This is a genomic window from Actinacidiphila oryziradicis, assembly GCF_005047355.1.
Taxonomy (GTDB): domain Bacteria; phylum Actinomycetota; class Actinomycetes; order Streptomycetales; family Streptomycetaceae; genus Actinacidiphila; species Actinacidiphila oryziradicis.
Genome location: NZ_SUMC01000004.1, coordinates 1 through 23723 on the forward strand (window position 1 = coordinate 1; position 23723 = coordinate 23723).

A 23723-nucleotide genomic window follows, 5' to 3' on the forward strand; every position below is an offset into this window, starting at 1 on the left:
TCTGCCCCGAGACACAGCTCGCTGCTCCATGCCCGCACACCCTGCCATCTCACGCACAGCGAGTCGAGGTTCCTGCGCCACCGGCGTGGCTGGAATTCCGCCCTGCACGCCTCCAGGACCACCTCGGCGATCAGGGCTCTTGCCCGGGACTGTTCGGCGCGGTCCCGGGAGTGCCCCGGGGATCGAATGCCGCAGGTGGGGGCAGCTGTCCTCGCGCTCTCGGTGCCTTGTTCCGAGGGGCGCCGGATTCCTCGTCGAGCGCTTGAGGCCGGCGCTCGCGGTCACGTCCACGGACGTGGTGTACCGCTGAGGCTGTGGGGGTTCTGGCTCGGGGTCACTCATATGGCCTCGGCCGAGGGCGGATGGAGGTCCGTCGGCTTCGGTGGTGTCGGTGGCGTCAGGTGAGGTGCCGGTGCGGTTGGTGAGGATGTCGGGGCCGACGTAGCGGTGTTGTTCGGTCCATTCGTCGGGCTGCTCGGCCAGGACGGCGGTGACGAGGCGGAGGACCGCGTCGCGGTCGGGGAAGATGCCGACCACGTCGGTGCGGCGGCGGATCTCTTTGTTCAGCCGCTCCTGGGGGTTGTCGGACGCTGCCGGGGTGGTGGCGCTCCAGTGCGCGCCGGGCAGATGAGCAAGGCCCAGGGCGAACATCCCGTAGGTGCGGGCGGGGTCGCCCTGGGCGGCGGCGCAGGCGTGGGCGAAGGCCGTGTCCAGCTCGGCACCGGCGCACATGAGCAGGACTTCGCGCTCGAACTCGGAAAGATCCAGGCGCTCCGCGATACGTTCCAGGGCGGGCGGGCCCGGCATCGCTTCCCGCAGCTCGTTCCGGTGCCGCTGGGCCTCAGCGATCGTGTCGTCGTCCGCTGTGGCCAGGCGGCACCGGATCACGTCGAGTGCGGCCACCAGGTGACGCTGGTTCGCGGCAAGCCATTCCTCGGTCGGCTCCTGGGCGTTACCGGCCGCCGGCGGCTCAGCCACGGCCGAGGGTAGGGTGCCGGGGGTGGCGGTGGAGGGGACGGCGGTGGAGGGTGCCAGCTGGATGGTGCGTTCACGCACCTCGGGTACCGGGGCGAGCGCCGCGTCTCCCTCCAGCAGCACCACCGTCGCCTGGTAGACCAGGGAGAGCCGGTAGGGGCTGTGGAAGAGCATGGCCCAGAGTTTGGTCAGGTCCTCGACGTCCAGCGGCAGCAGGCTCAGCCGTACGATGTCCGGCTGCTGGTCGAGGTCGGCGTACTGCTGCCAGGTGCGGGGGCCGGCCTGGACCGCCTCCTGGACGGTGCGCCGGAGGCACTCTTGCAGGACGCCAGCGACCCGGACCGGCCGTTCGACGCAGTCGTGATCGGGGAGTACGAGCGGGCGTTCTCCGGCCGCCAAGCCCAGCTGATCATCCCGCAGCTGCAGTCCTACGGGATCGCGGTGTGGTTACCCGACGCCGACGGACCCGTCAACCTCGCCGACTCCGCCCACCAGGCCCTGATCATGCTGAAAGGGCGGCGATCTTCTCGGCGGTTGCCATGCCGATCACCTCGTGATCGACGCGACTCCGGGGTGGAAGGCGAGTTGCGATCCGAATGACGGACCTTCACGTGGCCGTCGTTCAGGCGGCGGAGCGCTCGGCGACCGGCCGGCGACGCAGGCTCACGTTCGAGAGCGCCGGCGGTGTGTAGGCGACGTCGTTGGGGCCGGCGTCGGTCCCGGGCGGAGCGATCTCGTCGATCCGGTTGAGGACCTCGTCGTCCAGGGTGACGTCGGCGCCGGCGAGCAGGTCGTCGAGCTGTTCCATGGTGCGCGGCCCGATGATCGCCGAGGTCACGCCCGGGTGGGCGATCGCGAACGCCATCGCGAGGTGGGTCATCGGCAGGCCGGCCTTGTCGGCGAGCGGGATGAGCTGTTCGACCACGTCGAGCTTGCGCTCGTCGCTGAAGTGCTGCGGCATGCCGCCGGACCGGTGGGTGTCGATCTGCCGGCCCTTGCGGAATCGGCCGGTGAGCAGGCCCTGGCCCAGCGGGCTCCAGACCAGCGTGCCCATCCCGTAGCGCTGGCAGACCGGCAGGACTTCGCGTTCGATGCTCCGGTTGACGATCGAGTACGGCGGTTGCTCGGTGCGGAAGCGCTCGAGGCCGCGCCGCTCGGCGACCCACTGCGCCTCGACGATCTCCGAGGCCGGGAAGGACGACGCACCGATCGCGCGTACCTTGCCGCTGTGGATCAGGTCGGACTGGGCCGACAGCGTCTCCTCCACGTCGACCGCCGGGTCGGGGCGGTGGACCTGGTAGAGGTCGAGGTGATCGGTCTGCAGGCGGCGCAGGGAGTTCTCGACCGCGGCGATGATCCAGCGCCGTGAATTGCCCCGGTGGTTCGGGTCGTCGCCCATCGGGTAGTGCATCTTGCTGGCGAGCACGACGTCGTCACGGCGCCCCTTGAGCGCCTTGCCGACGATCTCCTCGGATTCGCCGCCGGAGTACACGTCGGCGGTGTCGACGAAGTTGATCCCTGCGTCCAGGGCCTTGTGGATGATCCGGATCGAGTCGTCGTGGTCGGGGTTTCCCATGGCCCCGAACATCATGGCGCCCAAGCAGTAGGGGCTGACCTCGATTCCGGTCCGGCCCAGCGTGCGGTACTTCATAGTTCTCTCCTTGGAGGCGTTCGTTGAGTGGTCGGCGAGTGGTCGGCTCCGTGCCGGTGCCCTACCCCCGCCGACGACGCCGACCAGACCCAGCGCCTGGTGGCTCTGCTGATCGACGGGTTGCGCTACGGCGCCACGGCCCCCGCAACGAATTTCGAGCACCGGCTGAGACGCCCGGATACAACGTCACGGTGTTGCATTGCGCCGGCCGGCGCTGGTGGACGCCGCGAGACGGGAAGGAGCCGGCGTGCTGAGGCCGGGAACCCGACCCGACGACGGACACGACGTCACCGATCCCGGATGGTTCGGACTATCAGGACCGCGCCGAGGACGCCGTCCGCAACTGCTCGTCGTCGAACACGATCTCGACCAGCGGGCTACGCGCGAGCCAGTCGTCGAGGTTCTGGCGCCGGCTGACCCGAGCCGCGATCTCGGGCCGGTTTTGCAGGTCGAGGACCGCGGTGATCACTCGCCGTCGTGCCGGCTCGTCGACCGGCTTCGCGGTCGCCGGCAGGTCGGCCGTGACCCCGTGCTTGAGATGCACGATGAACCGCGGATGGGCGCGCAGGTTCGCGTACCAGTTGCGGGGTCCGGGCATGCCGGTCAGGTACCAGCGACCGTCGACGCGGTGGAACCAGATCTCGATGCGGCGCGGGATGCCGGTGCGTGCGCCCAGCGTTGTGATGTCGATGGTGCGCTCGGCCGGTGAGGAGTCCGGTCCGATGGCGAGGGCGTGCGCGACGGCGTCATCCGCGGTCACAGTCCGGTCGGCCGCTCGTCGTCGAGGGACACGTCGCCGCCCTCGATTCCGGTCCGGCCCAGCATGCGGTACTTCATACTTCTCCCCTGGAGGCTGTCGGTGAGCGTTCGGTGAGCGTTCGGTGAGCGTCCGGTGAGCGGTCGGCACCTTCATTGCCCGCCTCCTGCTTCGTGGTGACTGTCCCGGAATCCATGGCACGTTCCGGTACCTCCAGGAAAACAGCACCGCAAACGCAGGGCTAGCAAGATCGTCTCGTTTGGTTGCACAATCCTCTTCGCTCAGGCGACTTTCAGGGCAGCGCCGCAGCAGCGGGACCGGCTTGCCCACGCATGCGTACCGCATCAAGGCTGGGCGGAGCACCGAACAGGCGCCGATACTCCCGGCTGAACTGGGACGGACTGTCGTATCCGACGCGATTGCCGACGCCGGTGATGTCGTTAGGGCTGTTCGCCAGCAGCAATCTCGCTGCCTGCAGCCGGATGTGCTTTTGGAACTGGATCGGGGTCATCGCTGTTACCGCTTGGAAGTTCCGGTGGAAAGCGGAGACACTCATCCCCGAAAGTTGTGCTACTTCCTCGACACGGAAGGGCCTGGTGTAGTTCTCCCGGATCCACCGCACAGCGCCTCTGATGTGCGTCAGGCTACTGTCGGCCAGGCCGAGCTGACGGACGACGTCACCTTGTTCCCCGGTCATCAACCACCAGAGGATCTCGCGCTTGACCAGCGGGACCAGTGCCTTCCGGTCCCGTGGCCGGTCGAGCAGGCGCAGCAGCCGCACGACAGCGTCGAGCAACTCGTGCGGGGCGTCACTGACCGCGATTCCCCGCCGTGCGGTGCCGGGGGACCGCGGCAGATCCCCCGGCCCGGCCTGCAGCAGCAGCTCCGCGATGGCGGCGGGTTCCAGGGTCATCCCGAAACTGAGCGCGGGGTGGCCCGGGGCGGCGTCGATGACGTGCCCCGTCACCGGGAGGTCGACCGAGGCGACGAGGTACTGACCAGCGCCGTACTCGTACACCCGGTCCCCCAGCGCGAGACGCTTGCCGCCCCGGGCGACGACCGCCAGCACCGTGCCGGACATCGAGGACTCCGGCGAAGCGGTATGCTCTGCCCTGCAGATCCGGACGCCGTCGATGGCAGTGGTCAAATCGGGACGCACATGCCGTTCCAGCAGTTCGCGAAGCTCGTCCAGAGACATGTCACTATTGCAACACGAAACTCGCGGTGACCGCCCCCAGCAAGAGGATCGTGCAAGGAGTGCGACTTCCTCATCTTCCGGAACCAGCTCAGCACGGTGCGTCCCCGGCACGCCGACGCCGAGCTGGCCGGCGAGCTTCGGCATACTCAGGGAACGGTGCCGCAGGCGCACGGGAAGACGGGGCGGTGTAGTGGTGCTGCTGACGGCAGGCCCGGCAGCGCACCCTCACGCTCTCTGCCATGGTTCGTAACTCCAGGGCGGTTCGGGCTCCGGTGACGCGGTCTGTGCCCATGGTCCGCCACCGGGGAAGTTCGGGAATGAAACGCCCGCACCGTACGACTATTTCCGTACGGTGCGGGCGCGGTTCCGGACGGCGGCGCCCCCGGGCGCGACAAGACAGGCGCGCCGCCGTCCGGAGATCGTGGTGAGGCCTACGCCTCGGGGAGCGGCTCGAACTCCTTCACGCCGTCGATCGACATGCCGTGCGGCGTGTTCGCCTCGCGTTCGATCATGATCTCGACGAGCACCGGACGGGAGGTCGAGGCGGCCTCCTTGCGGGCCCACTCGATGGCCGGGCGGATGTCGGCGGGGTTGAAGACGCGGCGGCCCGAGCAGCCGTACGCCTCCATGATCTTGACGTTGTCTGTGCCGTACTCGTCGTAGTGGATGTTGACTTCGTAGTTCATCTCGTAGCCGATCGAGGCCTGGCGGATCAGCCCCAGGTACTCGTTGTTGAGCATGATGAGCACGAACGGCACGTTGTACTGGGCCGCGACCGCCAGCTCCTCCACCAGGAACTGGAAGCCGTAGTCGCCGACGATGCCGACGACCTCCGCGTCCGGGTCGGTGTTCTGCAGGGCCTTCTTGACGCCGATCGCGGCGGGGATCTCCCAGCCCAGCGGACCGGCCTGCCCGCACACCTGGTAGTGGCGGGGCAGGTGGGTCTTCTGATGCTGGCCACCCCAGATCTGGTAGAGGCCGATGGCGGTGACGAAGTACGCCTTCTCGTCGAAGACCTCGTTGATCTCCTTGTAGACCCGCGGCGCCTTGATCGGGACGGTGTCGAAGTCCTCCCGCCGGGTGAGGGTCTGCTTCAGTTCCTGGACGCGGGCCACCCACGCGCCGGCCTTGCTTTGCGCGCCCCTCGACCTCGCCGCGTGCAGCAGCGCCTGCAGGAAGAGCTTGGCGTCCGAGACGATGCCCAGGTCCGGCTCGAAGACCCGGCCGAGCTGGGTCGGCTCGATGTCGACGTGGATGAACTTCCGGTTGCCCCGGTAGGTGTCCAGCGTCCCGGTGTGCCGGTCGCCGAAGCGCGCGCCCACGGCCAGGATCAGGTCCGACTCCAGGAAGGACGTGTTGGCGTACCGCTGCGAGGTCTGGATGCCGGTCATCCCGATATTGAGGGGGTGGTCGTCCGGCAGCGCGCCCTTGCCCATCAGGGTGACCTGCACCGGGATCTGCAGGTACTCGGCCAGCTCGCGCAGCTCCGCGGCCGCCTCGGACAGGATCACACCGCCGCCGGCCAGGATGAACGGCCGCTCGGCGGCCAGCAGCATGTCGAGTGCGGCCTCCACACGTGGTGCGTGCGGGACGACGGTCTTCAACGGCAGCGGGGCGTCGAGCTCAGGGCGGTACGTGATGAGCTGCTTCTGCACGTCCAGCGGGATGTCGATCAGCACCGGTCCGGGCCGGCCCTCGCGGGCGATCCGGAAGGCCTCGCGGAAGATCCAGGGAGCTTGGGCCGCCTCTTTGATCTGCACGGCCCATTTGGTGACCGGCTTGGCGATATCGACGATGTCGACCGCCTGGAAGGCCTCCTGGTGGAGCTTGGATGACACCGCCTGGCCAGTGATGCAGATGATCGGGATCGAGTCGGCGATGCAGGTGTAGAGGCCGGTGATCATGTTGGTCCCGGCGGGTCCGGACGTGCCGATCGCCACGCCAACGTTTCCGTTCGTACGGGCCCAGCCGTCAGCCATGTGGGTCGCGCCCTCTTCGTGACGGACGATGAGGTGCTCGATCGAGCCATCCGCCTCCAGGGCCGCGTACAGCGGGAGGATCGCCGCGCCGGGGCAGCCGAAGACCGTGTCGACGCCCTCCGACTTGAGGACCTCGACGACCGCCTGCATGGCGGGGATCTTGGCGGTGCTCTCGGTCATCAGTCGCTCACCTTCGGGTTGGAGAGCCGCTCGACGCCACGCAGCAGAGCGGAGTGGTCAAGGCCGCCGTCACCCTGCGTACGCAGGGACGCGACCAGCTGGGCGACGAGTGAGCCGACCGGCAGCGCGGCGCCGACATTGCGGGCGGCGTCGGTGACGATGCCCATGTCCTTGTGGTGCAGGTCGATCCGGAAGCCGGGGGCGAAGTCCCGGGTCAGGAAGTTCTGCTTCTTGCGGGTCAGTACAGTCGAGCCCGCGAGACCGCCGTTGAGGACTTCGAGAGCGGTTTCGAGGTCCACGCCGGATTTCTCCAGGAAGACCACGGCCTCGGCGCACGCCTGGATGTTGACGGCGACGATCAGCTGGTTGGCGGCTTTGACTGTCTGCCCGGCGCCGTGTGGGCCGCACAGGACGATCGTCTTGCCGAGCGCGTCGAGTATGGGCCGGCCCTCGTCGAAGTCCGCCTGCTCACCGCCGACCATGATCGACAGCACCGCCTCCACCGCCCCGGCCTCGCCGCCGGAGACCGGCGCGTCCAGGACACGGATGCCCTTTCCGGTGGCCGCGGCGGCTCGCGCGACGTCGACGGAGGTTTGGGGGGTGATCGACGACATGTCGATCAGCAGCGCGCCCGGCCGCGCGTGCGCCAGTACCCCGTCCTCGGCGAGGACAACCGCCTCGACCTGCGGAGAAGCGGGGACCATAGTGACGATGACGTCGGCGTCCTTGACAGCCTCGGCGATGGAAGCGGCGGGGGTGCCCCCGTTGGCGGTGAGGCGGTCGAGCTTGTCCTGTTCCAGGGTGTAGCCGGTGACGTGGTAGCCGGCCTTGATCAGGTTCTCGGACATGGGGGAGCCCATGATGCCGAGGCCTATCCAGGCGACGCGGGGGAGTGTTGTGTCGCTGTGCATGGCGTCCTCTCGGTGTTGTTGTCCTCAATCGCCGGACGGGCTTGGCTGGGGCTCGGCAGCGCGGACGCTGCGGCCTGCGGCGCTTTCCCCGCCCTGCCTTGTCCCGGCTGCGGCTCATATGCGGCTGGCGCCGCGTGGGTGGCTCCGCCCCAGACCCGCCCCCTACGCCCTGCGGGCGTGGGGGGACCCCCAGTCCTCAAACGCCGGACGGGCTGGATGGTGCGACCGTTGTGGGCAGGCGTTCCGCGGGGCGGAACAGGTGGGCCCAACGCGGCCACCGGCCCGCGCGCAAATAAAGGGGCCCGGGGCGAAGCCCTGCTTTTTGCTACCGCCGCAGCCATGTGAAGCTCTCCGCACTGTCACCGGCCGGCTTATACTCCAGGCCGGTCCAGCCGTCGTAACCGGCCTTCGTCAGGTGGTCCAGGAGTGCTACGAAGTCGAGCTCACCGGTGCCGGGGGCGCCGCGCCCGGGATTGTCGGCGATCTGCACATGGCCGGCCTTGTCGGCATACCGCTCGATGACCTCGTGCAGATCGGCGCCGCCTCGGGCGAGGTGGTACAGGTCCAGCAGGAATTTGGTGTTGCCCAACCCGGAGACGGAGTTGACCCGGTCCACCACGGCGACCGCCGATTCCGCTGTGACCAGCGGATAGTCCGGGGACTCGGGGGTGTTCAGCGCTTCGATGAGCAGGATGGCGCCGATCCGGTCGGCGGCCTGCGCGGCCGCCACCAGGTTCTCCAGGGCGAGCGTGTCCTGCTGCTCGGGCGTGGCACCCGCGACCCGGTTGCCGTAAAGCGCGTTGAGCGCCCGGCAGCCCACCGAATCGGCGAAGTCGGCCGCGACGCCGATGTTGGCCCGGAAGCGGTCCGACTCCTCTCCGGGGATGGACAGGGCACCGCGATCCGGCCCTGGCAGCTGCCCGGCGTAGAAGTTCAGGCCCACCAGCTGTGTGCCGGCGTCGCGCAGCGCGTCCCGCAAGGCATCGAGCTCGGCTGGGTCCGGGGTGGGGGAGTCGGGCCAGGGCCACCAGAGCTCGACCGCGGTGAAGCCCGCCGCGGCGGCCGCCGCGGGCCGTTCCAGAAGCGGGAACTCGGTGAAGAGGATCGAGAGGTTCACATCGAAGCGCGAGTCGGAGAGTGCCATGCGGGGCGCTCCTTCCGTATTGCGGAAGTTAGATTCTGTATTACGGAAAGTCTGGTGCAGTCCTGAAGCGACTGTCAAGGGGGCGCGCATCGCGGGCGGGCCCCCAGGGGCTGGCACTGGATTGCGCTCCGGGACACCGTCGCTACCTGCGGTGACGCGGGACCGTCGGAGAAGCGGCGCCGGCGCCGCGGCGGCGCCCGCCCGTGGGTCGCCCCGGATGCGGTTTCCCGAGGTCCACGGCATGCTCAACGCAGGGTCGGGCGCCACGCGCCGTTCTCCCCGCCGTCCCTAGCCAGGAGCGTGTCCCAGTAACGGTGTGCTTGCCGAAATCACGCTGCTCCACCGGCTATCGATGAACATGCTGCGTCACCTGCGACTGCTGGTCCGCCCCGAAACTGTCCTCAAGCGGCACCGTGACGTCATCCGGAAACGCCACGCCAAGGCGTCCAAGCCCAAGCGCCCGGGGCGACCGCGGACCGTGCGCTCCATCCGCGCCCTGGTCCTACGCCTGGCGGCCGAGAACCCAAGCTGGGGAGACCGGCGCATCCACGGCGAACTGCTCGTCCCGGGCACATCCTGCGCGAGGCCGGCATCGACCCCGCACCGCAGCGCGGATCCACCACCTGGGCGGACTTCCTGCGCTCCCAAGCCGAGGCCCTCCTCGCCTGCGACTTCCCGGAGACCGTCACCCTGGCCGGCACCAGGCTGTCATCCTCGCCGTCATCGAGCACACCAGCCGGCGCATCCGCGTCCTCGGTGCCACCGAACACCCCGCCGCCGCCTGGGTCGCCCAGGCCGCGAAAATCTCGTGATGGATCTCGAAGACGCAGGCAGCCGGGCAAAGTTCATGATCCGCGACCGGGACGGCAAGCTCCCCGAGCTCTTCGACGCCATCCTGGCCGACTCCGGCATCCGGGTCGTCCTCAGCGGGGTCCGGATGCCCCGCATGAACTCAATCATGGAGAGATGGATGAAGACCTGCCGCCACGAACTCCTCGACCGCACTCTAACCCTCCGCGTTTCGGTTGGGGCTGGCTGAGCTGTGTTGATCGCGGTGGCGAGGGTTCTGGGTGGGTGGGCATGGCGGGGGCCCGGCGCGTGGTCGGGTGCTCCAGGGTTCCTCGGGCCGTGGGCGGACGGGACGGTTCCGCCGCTCAGGTGGCAGGCCGGGGCAGGGCGGCGAGGCGGGCGAAGGCGTCCGTGAGCTCATGGCGCCAGGGCCATGTTTCGGCGATCCGTAGGTGGATGCGGCGGGCTGCTTGCGTGATGCGGGCGGCGGCGTGCAGCAGCCGGTAGCGGAGTTTCTTGGGTTCGGCGTCGGCGAGTTCGCCGTCCAGCAGCAGGGTGCGCATCCAGGCGAGCAGGTCGATCGCGGTCAGGGACAGCTCCAGCCACACGGTGTTGACGGCGAAGTGGCGTGAGGGGAAGCGGCCGAAGCCGGTGGTCTTGCCGCAGCGGATGCGGTCCTCGACGCGGGCGTGGGCACGGTGGCGGACCTCCAGGAACTGCGGCGATCCGCCGCCTGCGGTGGGGGTGTCGGTGAGGAAGACCTGGTGGCGCATGCCCTCGTCCAGGTCGAACAGGGACAGCTGGGCGCCGGGGTGGGGCCGCTCGCGCCGCACGATGATCCGGGTGCCGTCCGGGTAGCCGGTGAGGTCGACCATGCCGGTCAGTTCGGCGACCTCAGCGCCCTCGCGCAGGGAGCCGTCCTGTTCCAGAGCGGGGTGCCAGACCTGGTCGGGCAGGGCCCGGATCGCACGGCGGACCGGTTCGGTGACGGCGTGTCCGACGGAGAAGGACGTACGGATGCCCCGGCCGCGCTGGGCTCGCACGTGGGCCAGGAACGCCTTGGCGCTTCCGGCGCTGTCGGCGCGGATGAGGATGTCGGTGCCGTGGCGGTGGGCGTCGGGGATCTGGGCCAGGGCCGCGTCCAGGACGGTGATGTGGTCGGCGGCTGTATTGGCTCCGGCGTTGCCCGGCCGGAGCAGGCCCGACAGTCCTTCGCCGGTGTTGTCCAGGAAGCACAGCAGTGGGTGGAAGCCGAAGCCGCGCTTGTACGTCGGTGCTGCCTGCTCCTTGTCGGAGTGGCAGGTGACCAGGGTGGCGTCGAGGTCCAGGACCAGGCCGGGCAGGTCGCGTCCGCCGGCGTGGGAGGCCGGGATCCCGTTGCGGGTGTCGGTGGCCTGCAGCCAGGCGGTCTCCCGGGCGGTGGCGCGGGCCGCGCGTAGGGCGGCCAGCGTGGCAGGGCCGATGTCGGCCAGCAGGCGCCAGGCGGTGGGGGTGGAGGCGACCGGGCCGAACACTCCGGGCTGGTCGCGCAGAACAGCGAGGTCGGCGATGGCCTCGCCGCCGTCGGCGAGCATCACTGCCACGTCGGCCGCGACCCGTCCGGGATCGTGCCCGGTTCCACGCGGCCGCAGGCGACGTAGCGCGTTGGTGAAGGCGCCGGTCAGGCCGGTGGCGTCGGCGAGGTCCGCCAGTAGCCGGGATCCGGCGTGGCTGACCGCTCCGCGCCCGTCGGCCGAGACGACAAGCTTGGGACGCGACCCGGTAGTGTGCACTTCGAAAGTGCCTTCCTGCTCGGATGACAGAAGCCCTAGACAAGCCTCATCGTCCCAGCTCAGAAGGCACTTTCGCTTTCCCGTTCATGATCCGGACACAGCTGCGGGCACGAGGTGCGGGCTAGTAGTGGCGGTTTCGGTTCGTGGTGTGGTCGTCCGGCTGGGCGGACCACTGGAGGAGGAAGCGCAGTGATTCCTGGGAGGGGGAGTCCGGTGGGGCCGTGTAGGCGACAAGTTGCTGGTCGGGCTGTGTGTCGACGCCGAACTGCTGGACGTCGAGGGTCACGGTGCCGATGACCGAGTGGCGGTAGGTCTTGGTGAGCTGCCTGGGCCCGCGGACCTGGTGGCTTGCCCACCAGGTCCGGAAGTCCGGGTCCCGGACGGTGAGTTCGCCGACCAGATCGGTCAGCGCCCGGTCGTTGGGGTTGCGTCCGGCCTCCATCCGCAGGACCGCGACGCACTCGCGGGCGGCGCGTGGCCAGTCCGCGTACAGGGACCGGTAGGCGTCGTCGAGGAAGGTCAGCCGGATCAGGTTGCGCCCATGTGCGGGCAGCGCGGCGAAGTCGGTCAGCAGGACCGTCGCACCCCGGTTCCAGGCCAGCACGTCCATGCGGCGGTTGAGGACCATGGCGGGGATGTCGTGCATGCCGTCGAGCAGCTGCTGCAGTTGCGGGTCGACCTTCTGCCCGGCGGGCTGCCGGGCGGGGGCGGCCTGCGTGACGTCGGCCACGGTGAACAGGTACGCGCGTTCGTCCGGGGCGAGCCGCAGCGCGTCGGCGAGGGCGTCCAGGACCGGGCGGGACACCCGGCGGGTCCGGCCCTGCTCCAGCCGTACGACGTAGTCGATGCTCACGTGCGCGAGCTGGGCCAGCTCCTCCCGGCGCAGGCCCGGCACCCGGCGCAGGCGGCCGTCGTCGGGCAGGCCGACGCGGTGCGGGTCCAGGGCGGCGCGGTGGGCGCGAAGGAAGTCGCCCAGTTCATTGCCGCCGGGAGGTTGGCCGGGGTTTTCCATGGGTCCCAGTGTCCGCCAGGTTGCGGCTGCGTGCCTGGTACTGGTCTGCACAGGCAGGACCCTCCCTGGCACCTCGTATTGGGCGGCGCGACGGTGGTGGAGGTGGCCGACGGACTCGACGCGGTCACCGGATCCCGCCCCAGGGGCGGGCCCGCCCCCTGCATGACCGGAGAGCGCCACCATGAAGACGGACGTCACCTTTCCCAGCGCCGGCCTGAAGCTCGCCGGCCACCTCTACACCCCCGACAGCGAAATCGGCGGCCCCCGCCCTGCGATCGTGGTGGGTCATCCCGGCAGTGGTGTGAAGGAGCAGGCCGCCGGCCTGTACGCGCGGTGCCTGGCCGAGCAGGGCTTTGTCGCCCTCGCGTTCGACGCCGCCTACCAGGGCGAGAGCGAGGGGACCCCGCGCGGCCTGGAGGACCCGGCGCACCGGGTGGAGGACGTCAAGGCCGCGGTCTCGTTCCTCACCACCTGCGAGGATGTCGACTCCGACCGAATCGGGGCGCTGGGCATCTGTGCCTCCGGCGGGTATGTGCTTCCCGCCGCCGCCACCGACCACCGCGTCAAAGCCGTCGGAACCGTCAGCGCCGTCGACATCGCCCGCCAGTTCCGCCTGGGCGCCGACGGCGCGCAGGACCCCACCGTCATCCAGGGCATGCTCGACGCGGCCGCGGCCGCGCGTACCGCTGAAGCCCGCGGCGAGGGCGTGCAGAGCTTCCGGCTCTTCCCCGACACCGCCGAGCAGGCCCGCGCCCTGGGCGGCCGGCACGGCTTCGAGGGCTTCGAGTACTACCGCACCGACCGCGCCCAGCACCCGCGCTCGGCCAAGTTCCTCACCTGGTCCAGCGTCGAGCGCCTGGTCAGCTTCGACGCCTTCCGCTTCGTCGACCTGATCGCGCCACGCCCGCTGCTGATGATCGTCGGAAGCGAAGCGGTGACCTCCTGGATGGCCGTGGAGGCATTCCAGAACGCCCGCAGCCCCAAGGAACTGCACTGGATCGACGGAGCCAGCCACGTCGACCTCTACGACAAAGAGCAGTACGTCGGCCCCGCAGTCTCGAAGCTCACCGACTTCTTCGGGACCCACCTGGCCAAGGCCAACTAAACCGGCCGTCCTGAGGACCTCAGCGCGCCGGCTCGGCCACGAGGTGGCTTGCAGCGGTGCCCATGATATGAGAACGACGATGCCGAGCCCGGAACCCGCACGCAGAAAGTGCCTTCCAGCTCGGACTGTACAGACCTTGGGCAAGCCTCATCGTCCAGGTCAGACCCGAATCCGCAGGTAGTGTCCGATGGCTGGTCAGGTCCGGGCTTGTGCGGGCGTCGGGTCCGTTGCGGGGTGGGTGGGCAGGAGTGTGGCCCGGCTGGCGCGTCGGGTGGGCGGCTTTCCATGGCGTTGGTGGGTGGTTCGGGCCCGGTCGGGGCGGTGTTCAGGCGGCCAGGAGGCGCGGGAGCCGTGGCCCATGGGATGGCCGACACGTGGCTTACCGGAACGCGTCGAGCAAGGTCGCTTACACCACGAGGCGGGACACGACCCCCGCCACCGCCAGACCCGGGACAAGCTCGCCCGCGTCGAGAAGGCCATCAGCCAGCTCCGCCGCGAACGCGGACGCCTCACCGTCCGCGCGATCGCTCACCGCGCGGACGTGTCCGCCTCCTTCCTATACGAGAACACGGACGCACGATCCCTCGTCCAGGCCGCCGTCGCAGCCAGCAGGAGCCGCCACGACCGGGTCGCCCAGAACAAGCATGACCAGGTTGAGGCCTCATGGCGGGAACGGGCACTCAACGCCGAGGATCAGCTGGCCCGAACGCAGAACGAGATCCTCGCTCAACGACAGCGGATTGGGGAGCTAATGGGCCAACTACGGGACTTCGAGCAGATGGTCCCCGGCGAGTCCGTCCAGCGGCTCGCCACCGAGAACACCACCCTCAAGCGTCGTGTCCAGCAGCTGACCCAGGAACACCGAACGCTGCAGGAACGACTCGAAGGCGCCCGCTCCAACCTCCGCTTCGCCGACAAACGCACCGCCGACCTCGAAGCCCAACTTCTTGAACACGACCAGCAATGACTCTGCAACCGGCCTACACCTCGGCCCTGTCAGCGCCCACCCGGCCCAGCCTCTGGTCAGGCTGCTGCGGGATCACCGTCGGCGGCGACTGGCTGGCTGCGCTGTTACAGACGCGGCGCCCGGACAGAGAACAGCTCTACTTGCCGCCCAGAGGCGCCCGTCGCGCGAGGACCTTGCGATAGCTGATGCGCCAACCCTGATCACCACGCGTGATGGTGTCTTCGTAGGTCACGCTTCCGGTCGTGCCGTCTGCGTTGATGCCGATTCCCTTGGATCGAGCGTGCACCTGGCCGTCAACGATCTGAGTGAGGACGATGTTCGTGACGTGATGGCCAACAGGATTCGACTCGCCCAACGCGAGGGCGGCCTCTCGAATGGCCGCCACTCCCTTCAACGGCTCCTGTCCGAAGTCTGTGACGTCGTAGACGACATCGGCGGTGAACAACTCGCCGAGCCTGTCCAACTCTCCGCCGTCGAACAGGTGACCGTGCATCGAGATCAGCTCGGCGATGGCGACCCGATCCTCGGCTGAAAGTGTCATGGCAGTCCTCTCACCGGAGCTCAAGAGCGATGTGGATCTCCCTGATTGTGTCAGTCACGAGACTGGCAACGGAGACCGGAACGTCACGGACACCTACGCGACGCATCGCCCCAGCTCAACGACGTTCCGGATACTCCAACGCTCAGTAAACTGAACATCGAGGAGCTGGATCTGGCCGGGCGCCGCGCGCCGGTGAAGGCCAAGGGCGCCGCCGCGCGGCGCCGGGGCGGCCGTGTGCGCGAGGACTTCGTGCTGGAGACCGTGTACTGGGACGCGGGCACGGCCCGACTGCTGCCCCGCCTGCTCAAGGGCCGTACGCGCGGGCCGGTGTTCGTCACCCACCGCAAGCCCGGCCCCGGCAAGGTGGTCAGCCCGCGCGACGTGTGCCCGGACACCGGCTTCGCCCGGCTGTCGTACGGGCAGGCCCGAGCTTTGCTGGACGGGCACACCGCCGTGCACGGGCCGGGGACCGGATGGGACCTGCACGAATACCGCCATTCCTCCCTGACCCACCTCGGAGAGGCCGGGGCGAGCCTGTTGATGCTGATGGCGAAGTCACGGCATAAGAAACCGGAGAACGTCCGCAGATACTTCAAGCCGTCCCCGGAGGCGATCGCCGGGGTCACCAGCCTGCTCGCCCCCGGCAACAGCCGACGCTGAACGCAGGCAGCCCGATACGCCTGTCGCTTCCTCGCCTCACCTGGCCCGGTCGGTCTTCACGGAAGTGGTGAGTCCGGGGAAGGGAGAGCGTGTGAAGTCGACGACCGGCGGTCGGCGACCCTGATGGTGGATGGTGGATGGTGAGTCAGAGTGCGGTTGAGCGGTTCGGGAGGTTCAAGGTGGTGTGAGGAGGCCGGACCGGTTGCTCCCAGAGGCCGGCCAGGTGTGCATGGAGGACGTCGTGTGCCTCTTGCGAGGTGAGATGGCCGATGAGGACGTGCGCGGTGAGGCCGTCCGCGAGGGCGAGGAGGGTGCGGGCCTCGCGTTGCGGATCGAGGGGCACGGCGCAAGCAGCGCCCTCGCCGGCTTCCGAGATGAGGCGGGTGAACGCCTCCTGCAGGGTTGCGTAGTTCGCCTTCAGCTTCCTTGCGAGCACCTTGCTGACAGTTGCCTGCGCAACGAAGGCGAGCCAGACCCTGGCCTCGGCGCGGTGCTCTTCCCGGAGCAGCGAGATCTCCGTGGCCGCGTGCCCTAGGGCGGTGCCGGCCGACTGGGCCGCGCTCCTGGCTAGGCGGGCTTGTACGCGCTCCATGATCCGCCCACTGATGTGCCCGAGAGCGAACACGAGCATCTCTTCCTTGGTACGGAAGCACCGCTGAACGGCGCCCATCGACACCTGCGCGCGGGCCGCGACGTCGCGAAGGGTCACACCCTCCAGCCCACGTTCGTCGGCGAGGTGGCAGACGGCCTCGGCGATAAGGCGGCGTCGGCCCACGTGATCCACCTGCCTGGGCATGCCCGTCCCCTCCTTATTTCACAGCGCTCTGCCTTCGCAGCACTTTATGCGATGCGCTCGTATCGGTTCCAGCGTACGGTTCGGTTCCGATGCAAACGCATTGGTACGAGATGGGGAGGGAAGAGCCATGCAGGACGCCCTGTGGAAGATGCCAGCCGCCGCGCAGGCGGAGGCTGTGCGCAGCGCAGAAGTCTCAGCTGTCGAACTGGTCGACAGCCACCTGGATCGGATCGCCGAGGTCAACCCGCAGGTGAACGCGGTCACGCAGCTCCTGGCGGAGCGCGCACGTGAGGCCGCGGCACAGATGGACCGTCGGCGGGCCGCCGGTGAAATGCTGGGACCACTCGCGGGCGTGCCTTTCACAGTGAAGGAGAGCACCGCGATCGAAGGCGTGCCAACCACGTTCGGCACGGAGCGCTTCCGCGATCTGGTGGCGTCGGCCGACGCACCCCCGGTGGCACGGCTGCGCGCAGCAGGGGCCATCCCCATCGGGCACAGCAACATCCCCACCCTGATCCTGGCAGGGATGCACACGCGCAGCGAGCTGTTCGGCGACACGGTCAACCCGTGGGACTGCAGCCGGACCCCGGGCGGCTCCAGCGGGGGCGACGCGGTGGCCGTGGCCACCGGCATGGCGGCACTCGGGCTCGGCAACGACTCTGGCGGGTCAGTGCGCATCCCGGCCCAGTTCTGCGGCGTGGCCGGGCTGAAGCCGTCCACGGGCCGGTTCCCCGCCGACCACCGCATTCTCGGCCCGGACGACCCCGGCCCGGCGTCCCAGATACTGGTCACCGACGGCCCGCTGGCCCGGAGCGTGGGCGACCTTCGGCTTGCTTACGAAGTACTGGCCGGGACCGATCCGCGAGACCCACGCGCCGTGCCGGTGCCCGCATACGGCGAACCGCTCCCCGGACGCGTGAAGGTCGCGGTCGTGGCGGACCCTGGCGGGCACGGCATCCACCCCACGATTCGCGGAGCCATCGCGACCGCGGCCGACGCACTCCGCGACGCCGGATACGACGTGCGCGAGGTGCAGGACGTGCCGCGGATGGACGAGGCCCTTGAGGCGTATGGCCGGATCACTGTGACTGAGTTCGCCCCGACCTGGCCGGTGGTGCGCAAGCTGCTCGGCAGCGGCGGGGACCGCTATATCGAGATGATGATGGAGCAGACCCCGCCCGCAAGCGCGGACGAGTTCATGAAGTTGATGGGCACCTGGATGAACATCCGCCGCTCATGGGCCGAATTCCTCGACGACTACCCGCTGTTGCTCGGCCCGGTCTTCACCGAGCCACCGGTCGAGCCGGGGCTGGAGTCGCGTGACAGGTCAGGCAGGGACCGGGTCGGGTCGGGAATGCGTCTGTGCACCGTGACCAGCTTCGTGGGTGTCCCCGGTGTGGCCGTACCGACGGGGATGGTCGACGGGCTCCCCTGCGGAGTGCAGATCGTCGGGCGCGCGTTCCGGGAGGACCTGTGCCTGTGCGCGGCCCAGGCGATCGAGGACCGGCTCGGAGTTCTCACACCAGTCGACCCGCGCGTGGGAGGCCGGGCTTATTGAGCCCTTCGTCCATAGAGGGCACGCACCATCGGCTTCTGCGCGTAAATCCGGCGCGAGGGTGCGGCACCCGGGCAGCGGCCCCTCGGCCAGCGGCGGTACGGGCCGTCCTCCTGGATGGCGCGGCCGAACTCGACGTTGGCCCGCCACCACTCCTCGCTCTCCCACTTGGCCCTCCAGGCTTTCGTGCGGAAGCCGCCGAGCAGTACCGGCGGGATCTACTGCCCTCGGGATACCGCACTGGCTCGTTGGGAGTCATTCCTCGTCGGTGGTGTCCTTGTCGCGCAGCGGCCGCAACCCGCCGGGCAGGTCGGGAAGCTGGAAGGAATACCGGCCGAGCAGGTTCTTATCTGGACACTCGCGGGTGATGTTCGGCTTATAGGCGTACCGCTCCTTGCCGCAGCTCGTTGAGCGGTGCTGTGGACTGCGAACTGCGTGTGGTGAAGGAACGCGACGGCGGCGTCGTCCGTCGCGTCCGGTTGATCGACGCTTCCGGTTCCGAGGTCGGCCCGGTCTGCCGGTTTCTGGGGCGCCGCGCAACGAGCTGGCCGCCGCGATCGCGGCGCTGTTCGAGCTGACCCCGCCCCCAACGGCGAGATCTGCGCGTTGTCCGGCAGGCGGCCCGACACCTCCCGATAGGTGCCGTCCAGCAGCGCGGCCCGCGTGGCCAGGTGTTCGTCCGCCCCTTGGGGCAGGCCCAGGGAGGCAAGGACGGTGGGCTTGGCGCGGGAGTTCCGGGCGCCGGATGCGTTGCGGCTGCTGGGGTTCCTGCGCCGTCAGCCGAGCCGCCGGCCAGCGCAGCGTCTCGGGTTGACGGTTGTGGTCGGCGGAGCGGGCCTGCCTGGCAGTCTGCTGTCGCCGTCGACGGTGAACGGCATCCTGGCCGCGGTGTCGAGCTTCTATGACTGGGCCATGGTCGCCGAGGAGTACGAAGGCGAGGGCCGATCGTTGAGCAGCTCATGGGACGGGACAAGGCGAACAAGCCATGCAGGCCGAGGGATCTGGGGCCGGTGTCGGAGGGACATGTCGAGGCAGTGCCTGGGCTGATGGTGACCTTGACGGGCCCTTCCACGGTTACGGCGGCCGCGGCGCACGAGCGGATGGCGAAGGGCCCCGATTGCAGCACCAACGTTATGAAGTGGTGGCGGCGCAAGCCCGCACGGCCCGTGGACACCGACCCCGACCTCGCTCACATTAGGCAAGAGCTGAGCGTCACGCCGGCGGCCGGGTGAGTTTGGCGGCCACGGCGTCGAGGACCCAGTCCAGGCCGGTCGCGAAGGATGCCTCGGCGTCCACGTCCGTGCCGTCGTACACGGCCTTGGTCAGCGCCGGGAAGCGGCCCGTGGCCAACATTCTCATCACATGCGGGCCGGAGGCGCGCTGCCAGTCGTGCTTGGACAGGCCCGTGGCGCGCTCGGCCCGCAGGTTCGCGACCTCGCGCCTGATCGCGCCAGTGAAGTAGGCGCTGACAGTCTCCACGGCGCGCATGACGGTGTCGATGTCGGCGAGGCCGTCGAGGGCGGCCAGCTTGGCCTCGGTCACGGCGAGGCCGTTCGGGCCCAGGGTCGGGCGGCCGCCGAGCAGGTCGGCCAGCCATTCGTGGCGGAGAGCGGCCTGCCTGGTGTGCTGGGCGAGGATGCGCAGCGCCTCCCGCCAGTCACCGGGCTGCTCCTCGGGGAGGATCTCGGCGTGGACCTCGTCCACCATGAGGTCGAACAGCTCCTGCTTGGTGGAGATGTATCCGTACAGCCGCATCGGGCCGGCGTTCAGCCGGGCGGCGACCTTGCGCAACGACACCGCCTCCAGCCCGCCCTCGTCGGCCAGCGCGATGGCGGCGGCGACGATCCGCTCCCGGTCGAGCGGCACGGGGCGAGTCGGCGGCTCCGGCCGGTCCCACACAGTCATGGTCACACCGTTCTGTTGCGATGCATCGCAATGGGGAAATACAGTGTATCGACATGAGACATCGTATCGCTGTGGTCGGGAGCGGTCCTGCCGGCCTTACCTTCGCCCGCGTCCTGCACCGCCATGATTACCCCGTCGCCGTCCTCGAACGCGATCCCGCCCCCGACGCCCGCCCCCCGGGCGGCACGCTGGACCTGCATGACCGTCCTGCGCGACTGGCGACCCCGTCCAGATGACCGGGCCAATCCCGAGATCGACCGCGGGCAACTCCGTGACCTGCTGCTCGGCCCTCTCGACGTTCAGTGGGGCCGGGGCGTGACGCAGGTGGTGCCGGGGACCCGGGATGGCGTACTGGTCCATTTCGCGGACGGGCGACAGGAGACGTTCGACCTCGTGGTCGGCGCGGACGGTGCCTGGTCCCGGGTCCGCCCGGCGGTCTCGTCGGTGACGCCGCACTACACCGGCGTCACCTCGATCGAGACCTCCCTCGACGACGTCGACACCCGCCACCCTGACCTCGCCCGGTTGATCGGCGACGGTTCCGTGGCTGTGTATGGCGTGAACCGAAGCCTCGTCGCCCAGCGCAACAGCGGCGGCCACGTGAAGGTGTACACCAAATTCCGCGCGCCGCTGGACTGGCACACGAACCTGGACCTGGCCGACGTCGAGGCCGTGCGATCGAGCCTGCTGGCTCTGTTCGACGGCTGGGACGCTCCCGTCCTCGACCTCCTCCGCAACGGCACCGCTTTCGTCCACCGCCCCTTCTACGTCCTGCCCGTGTCCCAAACCTGGACCCACGTCTTCGGGGTGACGCTACTGGGCGACGCCGCCCATCTGATGCCCCCACTGGGGGTGGGCGCGAACCTCGCGATGCTGGAAGGCGCCGAACTCGCCGAGTCCATCGCCACCGGCCCTGGAGATCTGGACGAGGCCGTCCGCGCCTTCGAGGAACAGATGTGGGCACGGGCCGGCAGATGGGCGAAGATCACGATGGCCGGTCTGGAACGCCTCGTGAGCCCGGACCCCGCCGAAGCCCTCGCCCTCTTCGACCAAGTCCAGCCATCCTGACTGCCAAGCGCGAGAGCACCAGCACTAACCGGTCCAATCCTCCTACCGGGCCTGTCGGCAAACGATCGAATGACGACAGGCGCGGCGGGCGTCCAACGAACCCCGACTTTTCGGGGTCTGTTGGCGGCGCGGATCCAATCAGATCCGTTGGTGATTGATGACAGGGTTTGGTGACAGATAGGGTCCGATCCTCCGTACGGAAGGGGCCCCGATGGCGAACCTGGTCTACAAGCGGGTGTCGACCGACCAGCAGTCGACCGCCCGGCAGAACCTCGTTCTGGCCGAGGCTGGGATCGAGGACCCGATCCCGTTCGAGGAGGAGTCCGGTACCTCCAGCCGCCTCCACCCGCTCCAGCGCCCGAAGTTCGGCGAACTACTGGTGTACGCGCGGCCGGGCGACACCGTGCACATCTCCGAGATGTTCCGCCTCGTACGCGGCACCGGGCACATCATCGACGTGCTCGACGTCCTGCACCGCGACCGCCTTGCCCTGCGCATCCACGACGGTGCGTTCTCCGCGATGGACCTCACCGCACGCCGCCCGCGCACTGGAGAACTGCTGTCCACCGTGAAGTTCATGGTGCAGACCCTCGCGGCCGCCGGCGAACTCCAGCGCGACCTACAGCGTGAGCTGACCTACGACGGGCTGCGGGCCGCAGAGGCCAAGGGCAACAAGGGCGGGCGTCGCCCGGCCGTCCCGGCAGGGAAGACCGACGCCGTGCGCACGGCGTACCTGAAGGGCCGGTCCATCGCCGCCCTTGCCCGCGACCACGACGTCAGCCGGGGCGCCATCCGCACCGCCGTCACCGACCTCCTGCACGAGCACACGGCCGTCGACCCGGGCGCCCCGGGCCCAGAGCTGCCGGTCGTCCTCGACATGCCGGGTAAGGTCGCTGACTTCCTCCGCACCACCGACCTGGAGCCCGTCGAGCGGACCGCGCTCGACCAGGGCGTGACCGTACGACGCGGCCAGGGCTACACCTTGCGCATCACCGCCGCGCCCGCGGTCCACCGTCAACTCCTCGACCGCTGCCAGCCCCTCGATGCCACCGCGGCCATCCCGGCCCAGCGCAAGGCCCGCCGCGAGTACGAGAACCGCGTCAACGCGCTTCCGGCTGCCGGCCTGCGTTGAGCGGACCGAGCACCACACGCGCCAAGATCAAGTACTGGCGGCCTTTGGGCTTACCTCGGCGCTACCCCTACAGCTTCCGCGCCTCCACCCCCGCTGGCGGCACCCTGCGGCCCCTGCGGGACCCGGATGCCACCGACATCGACGAGGACGGAGCGGAGGACTGACCGCGCCAGGGTGGCCGCAGTCGTCGCCTCAACGGGAGGGCTTGTTGAGTTGCCTGAGGAAGGCGGCAAACCGAAGACGAACGGGCCGAAGGGGACCCCGTCGAGGTGTCCGCAGCCTAGCGCTGCGTTGATGCTGGTTGAACTGTTCACTTCACTCGGAGTGCAAGCCTCGAACGCCTTTTCCCACTTTTGGCCGCTGACCCCGACGTCTGGTGCGGGGGTGTTACAGATGGGGTCGACCGGGCTGTCTAGGCAATAGGACTGTGAGCGGCCCCAGAGATCCAGGGGCAGATACGGGACACGAGGTCCGAGCGCCCGCGCCGCGATGCCCTGACTCGCCCGCACAGGCCCGTCTGGTTGCCAGGCCGGTGCGATTTCCCGCGCTCCCTGCCCCCTGTGGCACCGAATCGACGGGCCGCGATTAGTACCGCAGGACTAATGCCCCTCCTCCTGACAACGCGGCGACCGGCCGTGCTCCGGTCAGCCGGGGACGGTGACCACCACCCTGCCCCGCCCGCCCGCGTCGACCCGTTCGTGGGCCTTGGCGATGTCCTCCAGCGGGTAGCGGTCCGCGACGTCGACGGTGAGGGCGCCGACCGCGGCGGCCGCGGTCAGATCGTGGGCGGCCTGTCGCTTCGCCACGGCGGGGAAGTCGTCACTGCCGAGCAGCCGCAGGGTGACGTTGTTGAACAGCAGGGGCCAGAAGGGGAGTTCGGTACGGTCGGCGTGGGTGCCGTAGGCGGCGATGACGGCGTCGAGCGCGGTGACGGCATTGTCGAGGTCGGCGTTGGCCGACAGGGACACCTCGACGACGCGGTGGACGCCGCCCGGCGCGTACGAGCGGATCGCTGCTACCGGGTCGGCCGAATCCAGGCCGACGGTGTGGGAGACGGCGGTCGCGTCGACGTGGGCGAGGTCGTCGCCGCGGCGGACGGTGCCGATGACGGTGGCGCCGCCCCACCGGGCGAGCTGGGCGGCCAGGGAGCCGACGCCGCCGAGCACACCGTGGACGAGGACGATACGGCCATCGACCGGGCCGTCCGCGAAAACGGCGCGGTGAGCGGTGATGCCCGGGATGCCCAGACTCGCGCCGAGCTCGTCGGTGAGGTGGTCGGGAAGCCGTACGGCCTGCTGATCGGGTACGACGGTGTACTGGGCGGCGGTGCCGAAGGGCCGGTAGGACTGGGCGCCGTACACCCACACCCGCTCTCCCACGCGGTGGGCGTCGATGCCGTCGCCCACCGCGTCGATGACGCCGGCGGCGTCGCTGTGCGGGACGACCCGCGGATACGGCATCGAGGAGCCCAGCCACCCGCGCCGCTTCTTGGTGTCACCGGGATTGACGCCCGAGACGGTCACACGGACCCGCACCTCGCCGGGGCCGGGGTGAGGGTCGGGCAGTTCACCGACGCGCAGGACGTCGGCGGCGGTGCCCTGCCGGTCGTACCAGGACGCGAGCATG

The 23723-nt window shown here is 69.4% G+C and carries 18 protein-coding genes and 5 pseudogenes; 8 read left to right on the top strand and 15 right to left on the bottom strand.

All coding sequences use genetic code 11. The features are described from left to right. Nucleotides 1-431 precede the first annotated feature (431 nt). From FCI23_RS63575 to FCI23_RS05600, 8 genes and pseudogenes are all read right to left on the bottom strand, one after another. A pseudogene (locus FCI23_RS63575) lies at nucleotides 432-588 on the bottom strand (transposase); the annotation flags it as partial. An 87-nt stretch (nucleotides 589-675) separates the two neighbouring features. After that, nucleotides 676-1374: pseudogene (locus tag FCI23_RS63580) on the bottom strand (Pvc16 family protein); the annotation flags it as partial. A 223-nt stretch (nucleotides 1375-1597) separates the two neighbouring features. Continuing rightward, nucleotides 1598-2626: an aldo/keto reductase gene (locus FCI23_RS05575; RefSeq protein ID WP_136722331.1), complete on the bottom strand. Its 1029-nt coding sequence runs from the start codon at nucleotides 2624-2626 to the stop codon at nucleotides 1598-1600. 313 nt (nucleotides 2627-2939) lie between these two features. After that, nucleotides 2940-3386, bottom strand: a complete 447-nt coding sequence (locus FCI23_RS05580; RefSeq protein ID WP_246143402.1) for a nitroreductase/quinone reductase family protein — start codon at nucleotides 3384-3386, stop codon at nucleotides 2940-2942. Between the two features lie 289 nt (nucleotides 3387-3675). Continuing rightward, on the bottom strand, nucleotides 3676-4581 hold the full coding sequence (locus FCI23_RS05585) for an AraC family transcriptional regulator (protein WP_136722333.1): 906 nt from the start codon (nucleotides 4579-4581) through the stop codon (nucleotides 3676-3678). 431 nt (nucleotides 4582-5012) lie between these two features. After that, complete coding sequence (gene gcl, locus FCI23_RS05590; RefSeq protein WP_136722334.1) at nucleotides 5013-6740, bottom strand: glyoxylate carboligase; 1728 nt, start codon at nucleotides 6738-6740, stop codon at nucleotides 5013-5015. Next, a complete protein-coding gene (locus tag FCI23_RS05595) occupies nucleotides 6740-7651 on the bottom strand; it encodes a 2-hydroxy-3-oxopropionate reductase (RefSeq protein ID WP_136722335.1) in 912 nt (303 codons plus the stop codon). The genes gcl and FCI23_RS05595 overlap by 1 nt, the downstream gene beginning before the upstream one ends. A 325-nt stretch (nucleotides 7652-7976) precedes the next feature. Then, nucleotides 7977-8795, bottom strand: coding sequence for a TIM barrel protein (locus tag FCI23_RS05600; protein WP_136722336.1), 819 nt, complete (start codon nucleotides 8793-8795; stop codon nucleotides 7977-7979). Between the two features lie 352 nt (nucleotides 8796-9147). Here FCI23_RS05600 and FCI23_RS05605 point away from each other — a divergent pair. Continuing rightward, nucleotides 9148-9804 (top strand): annotated as a pseudogene (locus FCI23_RS05605) (integrase); the annotation flags it as partial. A gap of 145 nt (nucleotides 9805-9949) precedes the next feature. Here the strand turns inward: FCI23_RS05605 and FCI23_RS05610 are convergent. Together FCI23_RS05610 and FCI23_RS05615 are read right to left on the bottom strand one after the other, a co-directional pair. Continuing rightward, complete coding sequence (locus tag FCI23_RS05610) at nucleotides 9950-11386, bottom strand: IS1380 family transposase (protein ID WP_136722337.1); 1437 nt, start codon at nucleotides 11384-11386, stop codon at nucleotides 9950-9952. 91 nt (nucleotides 11387-11477) lie between these two features. Beyond that, nucleotides 11478-12368 (bottom strand): helix-turn-helix transcriptional regulator, encoded by an 891-nt coding sequence (locus tag FCI23_RS05615; RefSeq protein WP_136722338.1) that lies wholly within the window; start codon nucleotides 12366-12368, stop codon nucleotides 11478-11480. A 181-nt stretch (nucleotides 12369-12549) separates the two neighbouring features. Here FCI23_RS05615 and FCI23_RS05620 point away from each other — a divergent pair, with 181 nt between their 5' ends. Together FCI23_RS05620 and FCI23_RS05625 are read left to right on the top strand one after the other, a co-directional pair. Then, entirely contained in the window at nucleotides 12550-13473 is a 924-nt protein-coding gene (locus FCI23_RS05620; RefSeq protein ID WP_136722339.1) for an alpha/beta hydrolase, read from the top strand. 358 nt (nucleotides 13474-13831) lie between these two features. Then, complete coding sequence (locus tag FCI23_RS05625) at nucleotides 13832-14440, top strand: DUF6262 family protein (RefSeq protein ID WP_246143404.1); 609 nt, start codon at nucleotides 13832-13834, stop codon at nucleotides 14438-14440. A gap of 136 nt (nucleotides 14441-14576) precedes the next feature. Here the strand turns inward: FCI23_RS05625 and FCI23_RS05630 are convergent, their stop codons facing one another. Then, nucleotides 14577-14981, bottom strand: coding sequence for a nuclear transport factor 2 family protein (locus FCI23_RS05630; RefSeq protein WP_136722340.1), 405 nt, complete (start codon nucleotides 14979-14981; stop codon nucleotides 14577-14579). A 150-nt stretch (nucleotides 14982-15131) separates the two neighbouring features. Here FCI23_RS05630 and FCI23_RS05635 point away from each other — a divergent pair. Then, a pseudogene (locus tag FCI23_RS05635) lies at nucleotides 15132-15641 on the top strand (site-specific integrase); the annotation flags it as partial. Nucleotides 15642-15786: 145 nt separating this feature from the next. On the opposite strand, the gene FCI23_RS05640 reads toward FCI23_RS05635, so the two are convergent. Continuing rightward, the gene (locus tag FCI23_RS05640) at nucleotides 15787-16437 is read right to left on the bottom strand and encodes a TetR/AcrR family transcriptional regulator (protein WP_136722341.1); all 651 of its coding nucleotides are present in this window, start codon (nucleotides 16435-16437) and stop codon (nucleotides 15787-15789) included. A gap of 127 nt (nucleotides 16438-16564) precedes the next feature. Here FCI23_RS05640 and FCI23_RS05645 point away from each other — a divergent pair, with 127 nt between their 5' ends. Further along, nucleotides 16565-17995 carry an amidase gene (locus FCI23_RS05645; protein WP_136722342.1) on the top strand — a complete coding sequence of 477 codons (1431 nt, stop codon included), beginning with the start codon at nucleotides 16565-16567 and terminating at the stop codon, nucleotides 17993-17995. Between the two features lie 1209 nt (nucleotides 17996-19204). Here the strand turns inward: FCI23_RS05645 and FCI23_RS05655 are convergent. Further along, nucleotides 19205-19897, bottom strand: coding sequence for a TetR/AcrR family transcriptional regulator (locus tag FCI23_RS05655; RefSeq protein WP_136722343.1), 693 nt, complete (start codon nucleotides 19895-19897; stop codon nucleotides 19205-19207). 2 nt (nucleotides 19898-19899) lie between these two features. After that, complete coding sequence (locus tag FCI23_RS59295) at nucleotides 19900-20097, bottom strand: hypothetical protein (protein ID WP_246143453.1); 198 nt, start codon at nucleotides 20095-20097, stop codon at nucleotides 19900-19902. Between FCI23_RS59295 and FCI23_RS05660 the strand changes: the two are divergent. The 3 genes and pseudogenes from FCI23_RS05660 to FCI23_RS56165 all read left to right on the top strand — a co-directional run bounded on the left by FCI23_RS05660 (nucleotide 20011) and on the right by FCI23_RS56165 (nucleotide 22261). Next, nucleotides 20011-20965 (top strand): annotated as a pseudogene (locus FCI23_RS05660) (FAD-dependent oxidoreductase). The gene FCI23_RS59295 and the pseudogene FCI23_RS05660 overlap by 87 nt on opposite strands. 211 nt (nucleotides 20966-21176) lie before the next feature. Continuing rightward, nucleotides 21177-22097: a recombinase family protein gene (locus FCI23_RS05665; RefSeq protein WP_136722344.1), complete on the top strand. Its 921-nt coding sequence runs from the start codon at nucleotides 21177-21179 to the stop codon at nucleotides 22095-22097. After that, complete coding sequence (locus FCI23_RS56165; protein ID WP_169316692.1) at nucleotides 22094-22261, top strand: hypothetical protein; 168 nt, start codon at nucleotides 22094-22096, stop codon at nucleotides 22259-22261. Before FCI23_RS05665 ends, FCI23_RS56165 begins: the two co-directional genes overlap by 4 nt. A 480-nt stretch (nucleotides 22262-22741) precedes the next feature. Here the strand turns inward: FCI23_RS56165 and FCI23_RS05670 are convergent, their stop codons facing one another. Then, on the bottom strand, nucleotides 22742-23722 hold the full coding sequence (locus tag FCI23_RS05670; RefSeq protein WP_136722564.1) for an NADPH:quinone reductase: 981 nt from the start codon (nucleotides 23720-23722) through the stop codon (nucleotides 22742-22744). Between the last annotated feature and the right edge of the window lies 1 nt (nucleotide 23723).

What these genes read in the sequence shown, in the direction of transcription:
- FCI23_RS05665 (WP_136722344.1), top strand. Translation starts at nt 21,177, where the DNA reads ATGGCGAACCTGGTCTACAAGCGGGTGTCGACCGACCAGCAGTCGACC.
- FCI23_RS05620 (WP_136722339.1), top strand. Translation starts at nt 12,550, where the DNA reads ATGAAGACGGACGTCACCTTTCCCAGCGCCGGCCTGAAGCTCGCCGGC.
- FCI23_RS05595 (WP_136722335.1), bottom strand. Translation starts at nt 7,651, where the DNA reads ATGCACAGCGACACAACACTCCCCCGCGTCGCCTGGATAGGCCTCGGC.
- FCI23_RS05600 (WP_136722336.1), bottom strand. Translation starts at nt 8,795, where the DNA reads ATGGCACTCTCCGACTCGCGCTTCGATGTGAACCTCTCGATCCTCTTC.
- FCI23_RS05670 (WP_136722564.1), bottom strand. Translation starts at nt 23,722, where the DNA reads ATGCTCGCGTCCTGGTACGACCGGCAGGGCACCGCCGCCGACGTCCTG.
- FCI23_RS05645 (WP_136722342.1), top strand. Translation starts at nt 16,565, where the DNA reads ATGCAGGACGCCCTGTGGAAGATGCCAGCCGCCGCGCAGGCGGAGGCT.
- FCI23_RS05625 (WP_246143404.1), top strand. Translation starts at nt 13,832, where the DNA reads ATGGGATGGCCGACACGTGGCTTACCGGAACGCGTCGAGCAAGGTCGC.
- FCI23_RS59295 (WP_246143453.1), bottom strand. Translation starts at nt 20,097, where the DNA reads ATGCAGGTCCAGCGTGCCGCCCGGGGGGCGGGCGTCGGGGGCGGGATC.
- FCI23_RS05630 (WP_136722340.1), bottom strand. Translation starts at nt 14,981, where the DNA reads ATGACACTTTCAGCCGAGGATCGGGTCGCCATCGCCGAGCTGATCTCG.
- FCI23_RS05640 (WP_136722341.1), bottom strand. Translation starts at nt 16,437, where the DNA reads ATGCCCAGGCAGGTGGATCACGTGGGCCGACGCCGCCTTATCGCCGAG.
- FCI23_RS05615 (WP_136722338.1), bottom strand. Translation starts at nt 12,368, where the DNA reads ATGGAAAACCCCGGCCAACCTCCCGGCGGCAATGAACTGGGCGACTTC.
- FCI23_RS05585 (WP_136722333.1), bottom strand. Translation starts at nt 4,581, where the DNA reads ATGTCTCTGGACGAGCTTCGCGAACTGCTGGAACGGCATGTGCGTCCC.
- FCI23_RS05655 (WP_136722343.1), bottom strand. Translation starts at nt 19,897, where the DNA reads ATGACTGTGTGGGACCGGCCGGAGCCGCCGACTCGCCCCGTGCCGCTC.
- gcl (WP_136722334.1), bottom strand. Translation starts at nt 6,740, where the DNA reads ATGACCGAGAGCACCGCCAAGATCCCCGCCATGCAGGCGGTCGTCGAG.
- FCI23_RS05575 (WP_136722331.1), bottom strand. Translation starts at nt 2,626, where the DNA reads ATGAAGTACCGCACGCTGGGCCGGACCGGAATCGAGGTCAGCCCCTAC.